The 11293-nt window shown below is 42.5% G+C and carries 9 protein-coding genes; 1 reads left to right on the plus strand and 8 read right to left on the minus strand.

Annotated features, from left to right (window positions below):
* Positions 1–60: 60 nt before the first annotated feature.
* The 5 genes from L1N85_RS25860 to L1N85_RS25880 form a co-directional block, all read right to left on the minus strand.
* Positions 61–312, minus strand: coding sequence for a hypothetical protein (locus L1N85_RS25860; RefSeq protein ID WP_235241901.1), 252 nt, complete (start codon positions 310–312; stop codon positions 61–63).
* 182 nt (positions 313–494) lie between these two features.
* Positions 495–2075: a stalk domain-containing protein gene (locus L1N85_RS25865; RefSeq protein WP_235241902.1), complete on the minus strand. Its 1581-nt coding sequence runs from the start codon at positions 2073–2075 to the stop codon at positions 495–497.
* Positions 2076–2577: 502 nt separating this feature from the next.
* Positions 2578–2892, minus strand: coding sequence for a DMT family transporter (locus tag L1N85_RS25870; RefSeq protein WP_235241903.1), 315 nt, complete (start codon positions 2890–2892; stop codon positions 2578–2580).
* 2 nt (positions 2893–2894) lie between these two features.
* Positions 2895–3242: a DMT family transporter gene (locus L1N85_RS25875; RefSeq protein WP_235241904.1), complete on the minus strand. Its 348-nt coding sequence runs from the start codon at positions 3240–3242 to the stop codon at positions 2895–2897.
* A gap of 209 nt (positions 3243–3451) precedes the next feature.
* Positions 3452–4036, minus strand: coding sequence for a TetR family transcriptional regulator (locus L1N85_RS25880; RefSeq protein ID WP_235241905.1), 585 nt, complete (start codon positions 4034–4036; stop codon positions 3452–3454).
* 486 nt (positions 4037–4522) lie between these two features.
* Here L1N85_RS25880 and L1N85_RS25885 point away from each other — a divergent pair, with 486 nt between their 5' ends.
* Positions 4523–4924, plus strand: coding sequence for a 23S rRNA (pseudouridine(1915)-N(3))-methyltransferase RlmH (locus L1N85_RS25885; protein ID WP_235241906.1), 402 nt, complete (start codon positions 4523–4525; stop codon positions 4922–4924).
* A gap of 408 nt (positions 4925–5332) precedes the next feature.
* Here L1N85_RS25885 and L1N85_RS25890 read toward each other — a convergent pair whose 3' ends face one another.
* From L1N85_RS25890 to L1N85_RS25900, 3 genes are read right to left on the minus strand one after another with little or no spacing between them, the layout of a single operon-like run.
* A complete protein-coding gene (locus L1N85_RS25890) occupies positions 5333–6034 on the minus strand; it encodes a M48 family metallopeptidase (protein ID WP_235241907.1) in 702 nt (233 codons plus the stop codon).
* Entirely contained in the window at positions 6034–9114 is a 3081-nt protein-coding gene (locus L1N85_RS25895; RefSeq protein WP_235241908.1) for a type I restriction endonuclease subunit R, read from the minus strand. The genes L1N85_RS25890 and L1N85_RS25895 overlap by 1 nt, the downstream gene beginning before the upstream one ends.
* A 13-nt stretch (positions 9115–9127) precedes the next feature.
* Positions 9128–10951: a restriction endonuclease subunit S gene (locus L1N85_RS25900; protein WP_235241909.1), complete on the minus strand. Its 1824-nt coding sequence runs from the start codon at positions 10949–10951 to the stop codon at positions 9128–9130.
* Positions 10952–11293 lie beyond the last annotated feature (342 nt).

Consider the following 11293-nt stretch of genomic DNA (forward strand, 5'->3'; position numbering starts at 1 on the left):
TCCGGAAAAAGCGACCCCTATTCAAGCTGAGCAAAAAGCTTAAACATAGCTATCTTATTTTCATATATTCGCGACAACTATCTTGACAAACACCGCATTGGGTTGAGTGGTCTGACTGGATAAATCATCGGGTACTTCTTCGGTCGGGGTGGCTTCATTGATTGAATCGCCCGCTTCGGACTGTGCGACTCCTTCTGTTCCGATTTCGCTCTGGACAACTTCGGTAGACTCAACTTCACTCGCAAAGGCTGAAGCTGCGAATAACGAAAGAAGTAGGGCGAGGACTAACATGCTGGGAACTATCCTTCTCATCCTTCATTTCCTCCCTTTTGCTGTTCTTGTTTTGCTCAACTGTTTTGGTAGACAGTCTTTTGCTTGTATGTATAAGTTAGATGTCCCACCATCTCTTGAAATTGGGCTTGGGTCTTGAAAAATTCTTCATAAAATAAAAAAAAAGACGATGCCGAAAATGACATCGCCTCATACCGATAATATTATCTGCTTATCGCCGCTCCGAAAGTCGGCTGAGTATGAATACCCCGATCAGGATTCTCTTTCAGAAACTTTGAAATATCAGCACTAGTTCCTGCATTCGAAAATGAGCCAGATATAATTGAATACCAATAGCCGTCTATCTCAACGTATACCTGAGCGTGATTTGGACTGGACGCAATCAACGTGTTATAACCCATCGCATCAAATACTGCCGAAAATACCTGACTGTCAGAATCGCAATCAGTCATGCGCGGGGAACGCACAAGTGCATCGTAAGCAGATCTCGGAGAACCGTCTTTAGGGTCAGGTACCCCTCGTAACAAGTCATAGGCTATCGAAGCTATTGTGTCGACCTTTACGATCTCTTCTTTGCTAACTCCTGCTTTTACTAATTCTCCGATTGAGTTTTCCGCCGCATACAAGCCACGATTTCGGTCGGATCGATCCGACTTATCGCCTGACCATCTAGCTCCGTCAAGAAACTCGTAATAGTACTTTTGATAAACCCCTTCAAAACCAGACTCGTCATAGCCTTTTACCGCATTCTCAACAATTTTCATTACTTGATCGTACTCACTCTGATTTCGACTGGCGTAAGTGTGTCTGCCGTACTTTACCGAAATTCCATCAACATTCTGTAGCTTACCTGTATCAGATACTTTTGCACTTTCAATGTAAGCCGTATGAGTTGTATTATTCCAAGTTACTTTCCCACCGAGGGCTTCACTGACGAATCGCAATGGGATCATTGTGTTGCCGCTGATCGACCGCGCTTTGACAGGGAGTTTAACCAACTCGCCATTGACGTAGGCTTGATCACTATTAAGCGTAAGTCGGATTACAGTGTCACCCTTTGTTGCTGTGACGGTTAGTATCTTTTCATTCCATTCAATTTTAGCGCCGAGCCTCTCGAATATCGCCCGCATCGGAACATAGGTACTGCCGTCAAGAATAAGTGCTGACTGCGGGAAATTTTGCTTCATACCATCGATATAGACTGTAACCTCATCCTTAGCTGCTGAAGCGATTTTCACCTCGTTCTTTTGACTAACTGGAGAAGAAACAGCAAAATTCAGAGTACTAGGCATTCCAACCATTTCTTTTATTCGGCTCAGCTTGTCGCTCACATTCTCGCCTCTAAGGGTCGATAAACCATCGTCACCATGACTGGCTACAACTTTCTCAGCTTCAAGAATAGCTGTCATCAACCCCTCTGAAGGCTTATTACTATTAGTGTCAGATAACTTCTTTTCTATTGCCGTCAAGTGATCCATTAATACAGTCAGTCTCTTAACGCTCCAGCCGTTCTCTTTGATTGCCGTTACCGCCATGTTGAGATTTACCACTAATGCCGACTCATCTTCGAAATTTGCTTGGATTAGTTGCGCGGCAGAGGTTGGAGGGATGGAGGGATTTGAAGCTGCATGAGCCGGAACCCCTCCTATAGCAATACTGCCAAGTAAAGCTGCGCTGATCATCATACCCTTGATGACGAGACTAAATGATCGTTTTGGCTTGCTATGTCTGGTGTATACGGTCGATAAATGAATCTTGGTTTCCTCATCTTTATATCGCGGCATTGGTCGTTCCTCCTTTGCGTTTGGTTTTTCCTTTGCATGTAATAAATTTGCTTGAAGAACTTGTCCTGAAGTTTAATAAATTCATACAACCACCTGCATGAGACATCAGAACATTCAAACTTAAGTCAGGGCGCGGCGTATTCATCATTCATCTCAATAGGTAGTTCCTTGATCCACTTAGGTTGGCTCATCTTTATCCCTCCGTTATTTGAGTTTGCATTGTTCAAATATTCCTCGTACTAAATATGTTTTGGGTTGACTTTCAGGTGTTAAAGTATCAGGTATTTTCAAATCCCTTAAAATCTTTTTGAAGAAATAATTATTCGTAATTAGATAAGTGCAAAAAATTAAGACAGCTTGAGAACTCTCAACTGCCTTATCATGTATTTCAATTCTTGTTTGACTGGAGGTCACCATTTTCCGTAATATTTTTTTTCTTACTTTTGTAAAGATCGATACCATCACATCATTGCTCTCGAAACCAAATGGTCCTTCACATTTATTAAGAGACCGCTTTTAGTCCGGTTACACCTACAACAATAATGATGAGACTTATAATGCGTCCTATGCTTTTTGATTCATTAAAAAATAGCATATTTACTATTACTGCTCCAGCTGTTCCAACACCAACCCAAACAGCATAGGCTACACTTAACTGAAGATAATTAAGTGCCGCGTAGAGGAACGCAAATGATGTACCGAATCCTCCGAAGAAAAGAACTGTATTTTTTAAAGACTTCCGTTGGCTAAACTTTTTTAAGCCGATTACACCAATGAGTTCAAATATTGCTGCCAAGATTACAAATAACCAACCCATTATTAAGCAACTCCTTTCCCTTGTGCATCATCACTTTTATTGTCCGCAAGTTTTAATGCAATAACGCCAATAACTAGAAGCGTCATAAATAAACTTTTCGCAACGCTGAAATCCCCGCCGAAGATAAAAATGTCCATCAGGGCTGTCCCCACTGTACCTGCTGCTGCGAAAACAGCATACACGGTACCTGTTGGTAATGTTTCGCATCCTTTAGACAAAAAATAAAAATCGGTAATAATAATAACAATAACGATAGCCCAGTGCCAAAATGTTGATGCCACGTTAAACCCATATACCCAAAACAGTTCGAACAAACAAGTTAGCATGACATAAATCCAACCCTTATTCATATACAATCATCCCTTTTAATAAATTCAACTCATAAAACTTCATCGTATTGCAACTCCATTTTTCCCTGTACGTATCCATTGTCTGGCGAGCTTTGTGTTATTATCCCCTGCAAGTACATCTATCCAGCAGCTATACACCTCCCTAGAAGTATGAATGAACGTCAGTCATTATTATTTAAAAAAATAATTAGCTTTCCACATACCCTCTTTTATGAACTAAATAATGATCTCTTTAAGAAATTAAATATCTCTGTTTTATATGTCTCTACATTAACATCTTGCTCAAGTCCGATATAAAATCGTTCAGCTGCATTTTCAATAAGATTTATAAGAAGTTTAGCGGTCCATTTTACATTTATGTCACTTATAATCTCATTATTTTTAATAGCTTTACTTAATACATCTTCAAGCCAGTCATAATAAGGTGAGTAGATCGTTTCCCATTTCTCCATCGAATGCTCAAAAGCAAGACCTGAATAACAAAGCACAAGAATGTCTTTATTAGTATTGGTTAAGTTAAAGGTTTCATCAATCATAATCTCTAAGATGTTCCAAAAGCTTTTCTTTCCTTGCGTCTTTTCCTTAATTGCTTCTAAGGTAGTGTTAAGAAAATGATCTGCAATAGCTGGAATTAAAGCATTCTTAGAAGAGAAATATAAATAATATGTTCCTTGTGCAACTCCTGCTTTTTTTACAATATCTGAAATAGAAGTCTTATCAAGACCTTTTTCAGGGATGACTTCAATCGCGGCTTTTAATATTTTATTGTATTTCCCATCAGAAAGGTTTGCCATATTCTTTACTTCTCCCTCCACACAATGAATGACTATCATTCATTTTATAAGAACTCTTACCTATTGTCAATAAAAATGAAAAATGTTATTTTCATAACGTACATAAAAGGACTGGCAGTCCGCTTAAAAGACGGTACGTATACGTTTCATACTCATGGTGGTTCCTCTTCATCGTCCTGAATTCTGATCTCCACTTCCTCTTTTACTATGCCCCACATAAGAATTATTTCATATACATAGCCGCGGCATTTATAATGTGCTTTAAATTGCAAAAAATCTAATCAAGATTTACTTCGAAATACGCTCTAGGTGATTTGTATTTACTTTCCCCTTCACATACTAAAATTTGTGATTGACAATTCATGATCCGGACAAAAAATCATCCTATTGCTCGCTCAACAATGTATTAGTTCGCATCTCCCTTGAAACTAAAGCTCTAACGAAGTACGCTTAAATCAGAATCCCGAATAGAATGAGGTTGTTCTAATGAAGTTTAAAGTTATCGTTATTGGAGATAAAATTGAGAAGTTTTACCTTGAAGCAATAAAAGAGTATGCCAAACGACTTGAACGTTACTGCAAAATACAGTTGAAACATCTTAAAAATGAATCGGCTTTAGACAAAGAAATATCAGACAGATCCCATTGCATTTTGATAACAACTAAAGGAGATTCCATTTCTTCCGAAGAACTCGCATACAAAATCAACGAGTGGGGCGTTACAGGGTTATCTGATATTTCAATTGTCATCAATGCAGAGAATGTTAATTCTAACGAACAATTAACACTGAGCCCTATGGAAATGGATACTGGTCTTAAAACAACTATAGTTTTTGAACAAATATATCGCTCTTACCGAATCATCAACAATCATCCTTACCACAAATAAAGGTGACCGTTTTGGGTCACCTTATGTTTTATAATACACGACTGACTTTTTCTAAACCGCCATTATCCATATGTAAAACAAACTCTATTGCCTGACTTAAATCCATTATTTCTGTTTTAGGGTTGGGTGTGGTAAGCATCAGCATATCATCGCTAAGGCGAAATCCTCAAATCCTAAACGCGTTGCTGAAAACCAATAGGCACCCATTCGGGTGCCTATTTATTCAGTCTCCATGCTAATCATGTGATACAGTAAGAGCAATCGTTAGGATGTTCATGAACTTCTTCTATCATTTCTCTTCAAGGAACTTATGGGTTCCATCCCTTAAGCTGCTACCGAAACCGTTCCGGAGTTTCTTCATACGCTTATTATTGTAAGGGGCTCTGTAATACGGTTTTACAATGACGGTCATTCCATGAAATCAAGTATCTGTCCATTTAACTTCCTTTTTATTTCTTTCCAAAATGGCATGTATTTGTCCATGAGAGAAAGAAAATGCGTATTATGATTCCTTTCAACAAGATGCAATAGCTCATGTAAAATAATATACTCAAGACAGTCAGGCGTCTTTTTTGCTAATTGCAAATTAAACCATAATTTTCGCTTGTCCGTGTTGCAGGTACCCCAACGGGTTGTCATGTATTTTGTCTGCCAGCCGTCACACTTAAGACCGGTTATCTTCTCCCATTTGGGAAGAAGCCGCGCCACTTCACGTTTCAAGAGGTCACGGTACCATTCTTTGACGAAACTATCCCGTTGCTCTGTAGTACTGTCTTTGCGGACAGTAAGAATCGCCTTGTCCCCTGACAGGACAAGTGAATTTTTGCTGGTACCGTATTCAACTTGGAGAAAGTACTGTTTTCCCCACACATAGAGCGTTTCGCCAGAAACGTATTCTCGCTCAGTCTGGCGGGGCTGAGCTTCAAAACTGTTCACTTGTTGTTTGATCCAACTGGATTTTGTACGTACAAAGCGTTCAATTGCTTCATCGCTCATATCCATAGGAGCCGACACGGACACTTTTCCGCTAGGAGGCTTGACGTACAAGTGCATGTTCTTTATGTTTTTTTTACATACCTCAACAGGTATGCCGGAAATAATAATCTGCATCAGTATTCCTCTTGTTCGCAAATGATATTGAATATCCGATCCACCTCGGACTCGTCTTTCATTATCTTGAAGATTTCCCGCTTAATACGTTTTTCCTTGATGGAATTGTTCCTGAACCTGTCCTGCTTGCTCCGTGATACAGCCTCATGTAAAGCGATTGCCAGTTCTTCGTCTTGCCCGCAGTTATCATAGAAAGCGCGAAGCGCGCCGCTCTTCCTGATTCGTACTGGATAAGCGTCGTTTTCTTCGGGAACGGTAACATTTTTGGCGAGTTCAATGTACTTTTCGAGAAGCTGCTCATAGGCGATAACACCCTCACGACGCTCGCGGATGAGCTGCTCTAAGATAGCGGACATTTTTTCATAGTATTTGGGGTTTATAAGAATCTTTTCAACAACCTTTTTGCGGATATTGTTTTCAATCGCTTCCGCAGCGCCTTCTTTGTTACCGCCATCGCCTTTTAGTTTTTCTTCCTGTGCGAGGATAAAGTCAAGCAGAGTAAAATCATCAAAAGCTCCAAGTTTGCGACTATCCTCGGCAATAATAAAATTGTCGATTAGATACCTCATCCCCGGTTCAAACAGCTTTAGATCAATGAAATCCGCGCTAGCCTGGCCGATAACCGCTTTAAGCTCTATATAAAAATCTACCTTCATTGAGAGTTCTTCTTGATCGGATTGCGTGTATCCCGCCGCTCTCATATCTGGTTTGATTTCTGTATACGCTCTGACAAGGCGGTTTACAAACCGGTAAAGTTGCTCGCGAATTCTAGCGAACGCCTCGTCTTCATTTACGTCAACACCGTTTTCCCCGCAGAAATAGTGAATGTAGTCAATCTCTTTGCGCGGCAGGGCTACGCCCTCGCACAAATCTTCAAGTTCTTCAAGGGTCTTATCAAAGAATTTCCGCGCCTCCTCAAGGCGGTCTTTGATTAAACCTTTTACATCCTCTTCCTCATATCCCTCAAAGGCTCCAGCTGTATACTTGTTCAACGTATCGGTCAAATCCTCGAACAACTTCTTGTAGTCGATAATATAACCGAAATCTTTCTCTTCGCCATCAAGACGATTTACACGGCAAATCGCCTGAAACAGCCCGTGGTCATGCATCGACTTATCAATGTAAAGGTAGGTGCAGGGTGGCGCATCAAAGCCGGTTAGGAGTTTATCCACAACAATCAACAGCTTCATATTCGCGGGTTCTTCCACAAACTTACGCTTGGCTTCTTTCTCGAACACCTCCACGTCTTGCCCGCCGAGCATTTTCTTGTAGATTTCGTACTTTTCAAACGCCTCGGTGTCCTCATCGGTGCTGACGGTAGCCGTCCTCAATTCGCCTTCACGCGGTACGAAAGAAGATATAATCGCACACTTCTTGAAACCCTTGGACTGGAATATCTCGTAGTATTTGCAAGCCGCGTAGATGGACTCCGCAACCAGAATGGCGTTGCCATTGCCGTTCATCAAGCGGCTCTTGGTTTCCATATCGAAAATAATATCACGGGCTATGCTTTCCAGCCGTGTACGCGAACTAAACAGGGTCTGCATATTCCCCCATGCCGCTTTCAGCTTCGCCTTGGCGCGAGGAGTGAGCGCGATAGTTTTTGTCTCAAACCACGCATCGATTCTATCCTGTGACGTGATGTTTTGCGGGATATCACGGGCTTCGTAGCGCAAGTCGAGAACAACGCCGTCTGCGACGCCTTCATCGTATTTGTATGTATGAATGTATCCTTCAAATATTTCAATACTTGTCGCTTTGTCTTTCTTGAGAAGTGGCGTTCCCGTATAACCTACAAAGATAGCTCCTGGCAAAATGGCTTTCATCGCCTGATGTAACTTGCCAGATTGCGTCCGGTGGCACTCGTCAACGAACACATAAAACTTGCCCTTAGCCGAAAAGTTTGGCGGGAGAGTCTTGAAGAGTTCCTCGATGAATCTATCGTAATCAAGGTCTGATATTTCTCCGCTGCGATTGCCGAACTTGTGTATGAGAGAGCAAATCAAGCGGTTTTCATAGGAGTCCAGCTTGCTGATTAAGTCCGCGCTGGTTTTCGTCCGAACGATTTTCTCGTCTACGCCGATATACGTTTTTTCCACCTGGTCATCCAGTTCTTCGCGGTCAGTAATAATCAGAACACGAGCCTCCGGGTCGTTTGCCAGAATCCACTTGGACAGCCACACCATGGTCAACGTTTTGCCACTGCCTTGTGTATGCCAGATGATTCCACCCTTGCCATCAGCAATCTTCAGTTGCGTCTCTTTGATGCCGAAGTACTGGTTGTGACGGCACAATTTCTTAATCCCTTTATCAAAGATGACAAAGTTGTGGATGAGGTCAAGCAGACGCTTCTTTTGGAACATGCTGTATAGCTGCCAGTCCAGCTTGTCCGGAAGTCCTTTGCAGGTTTCCAATATGTCGAGGGAGTTATTGTCGTGTGATTCGGCGTAGTTTTTCCATTCCAGATAATACTTCTCGTCCGTGCCGACCGTGCCATAGCGCAGCCCTTCGCTGCTATTGCCCGCCATCGTAAACTGAACCGTCGTAAAAAACGGCTGAATGAAATATTCGTGCTGGTTGGTGAGATTTTGACGGATGCCGTTTGCAACTGAAATCGTACTCTTCTTGAGTTCAATCACGGCAATAGCGATGCCGTTGATATATACCACGATATCTGGGCGTTTCTCACAGTTATGGACCACCGTCACTTCTTCAGCAACGGCAAAATCGTTCTTGTTTAGGTGCCTCCAGTCTATGAAAAAGACGGTTTTTTCAGCCTCTCCGGGGTTCTCGCGCACCTTTGCGCCATATTTCAGTAGGGAGTAAACCGCCTTATTTGCGGCGTACAGCCCTGACTGTAAGTTGCCCGCCGCCTTGCGCAGCTCCTCCACGCCACGCCTTGCCAACACATCGCTGTAGCCCTGCTGACGCAGAAATGCTGTCAGCTTATCCGTTTCAATGTTACTGTTCTCATACGACTTACGATTGCCGTAATATTCGTAGCCCAAGATCGCCTGGTTGCGGAACAGTGAAATCACATGGTTTTGTGCCGTCCGTTCGGCTTCTCCGATTGTCGCCAATATCGTTACCTCCTTATAACAACGTCTGCAAGTCGCTGATTGCTTTCGCAATCTTTGAGTCTGCGAATGTTTTCTTTTGCAGCTTTGCCTGCCACTCTTTATTCGTGGCAATCAGGTGTTTAGTGGAAGCAACTGAAACGGGAATCCCGGCTTCCTCCAAGTCGCAGATAGCCATATCTACAGTAGCGAGAAGTTCCAAATCGTCAACGGACGTATACTGGAACTTGTCTGTCAACCATTGAATATCTCTCTGTCTGCCCCATCGTTCGATGTAGTCGAGAGCGTTCCCTATGTTTTTACCTAGGGTGAAAGTCGTACCTTTGCCCTTTGTCGTCATTGTTGTGATGTAACGGTTGCTATTGGCTATCGGCTCGCCGCCTTTATAGCGAACTTCATCGGCATAGGGACCTGCCGCCTTCTTTTTGAAGGCGACTGTGCTTTTATCCTGCTTGCGGCGCAAGAGATAAAGGAGCTTCTGTATTTTCTTTCTGCCGAGAGGGTACTTATCAGTGAAGAAGGCGTTCACGATTCCCGCAATCATCACCGCGTCATCGAACTGTTGGTTGTGACCCTTTTGAGCGGAAGAGATTGTAGCAACCTGAACCTCCGGCTGCGCGGTAACCACAGCAGGAACTTCAGTCAGCGATAGCCGAATGCGCCCTGTCAATAACTCCTGCATCATGCCCTGTTTTATGAGCTTTGCCTTATCCAGCTTGGCGGTCAGGGCTTCAATTTCGCTGTCCATGTCATATAGGATGGTTGAAATCGCCATCTGTTCTCTGGTATCAGATGGATAGAAAATGGGAAGAGATTTTACAATCTTTGCAGTATAACTCTGCTGCTTAGTACCTTGGCAATATTGTAAAGCAAGATTATCCCCATTTAAAACGTAGTAGTGAAAAAGATAGCTTGTATCCATCTTTTCAGTACCATAAATTGCCATACAAGACTGATTGGTAGTCGCTTCAGTAGCGAGTATTGCACAACTACCTCTAGTACCAGCCGCCTCAAGTCCAGTAATCGCCATTAAAAATGTTCCAATTGGATGGACAGTGAGGAATGTATCAGCTTTTGCCTGTTCAGAAATATGTTCAATTGTGTCATAAATCTTGTTGTAATTCAGTTCACCACTTGAGACCCACTTGATAGTGCCAAAAAAATACTCTGGTTTCCCTCGATATGGCGTTGCTCCACCTGTAAAACCATCCAAGATATCTTGCCATTCACCAGAAATCCATTCCCCATCAAACCCCGGCAGTCGCCGCTTACCTGTGAGCAGTTCCTGCATCGCTCCTTGCTTGATGGCCTTCTTCTTTGCAATCAGCTTTTTGAGCGACGTGATATAACCGTCCACATCGGTCAAGGCTCCGGCGATGGCGTGTCGTTCAGATGCGTCAGAAGGGTAGGGAATAACTATATTTTCAAAGTCATTTTTAGTGATTTGGTTAATAGTTGCATTACTGTTGTTACGGACTTGCTTTTGTACAATGGTACTACGGAACACCTGGAAAATATAATCCGAGTTTTCACTGCGAATCACTGACATGAACGCACCAAATGTAGCCTTATAGTCAGAATCAACCAGAGCACATTTCCCGATGAGTGCGCTACTGCCATTTCTCACGCAAATAATAATATCGCCTTTTTTAACATATTGCTTCTCATCAACGTTGCAGTCCACAAAAACGCAGTCATCAAAAACAAGTTTTTCATCTTGAATATTCGAAGAACGCAACACCAATAGACCATATGGCTTCACATTATCTGGTCTATATGTTAAGCCTTGCAGAAGTTCGCCACAATCAAGCAGAGAAACACTTTTCCATCCGTTTACCATGCAAACCCCATCCTTTCAAGATGAGACTTTACCTTTACCTCGTACTCCGCCACTTCCTCCTGGATAACAGGCAGGGTTTCCTCATACCGTTCGGTCAGTTCGGTCACACGGTTTGCGATACTGTGAGAGATGGCGGTGTAGAGCGCGTCGATGCCCTCGTAAATGGTATGATACCACTTGCGATTTACAAGAAGGTCGAGTATCTCCTCATCAGTCAGCTTACTGTATTGCTCCTTGGTTTTCTGCTCTAGTAGTCTCTCAAAGCTAATAGTAGAGAATGGCTAGATATGGTATGATAATGCCAAAAAGAGGAATATAACGATGCGTCCTATAAAATACCCA

Source organism: Paenibacillus alkaliterrae, from assembly GCF_021532375.1.
GTDB classification, from domain to species: domain Bacteria; phylum Bacillota; class Bacilli; order Paenibacillales; family Paenibacillaceae; genus Pristimantibacillus; species Pristimantibacillus alkaliterrae.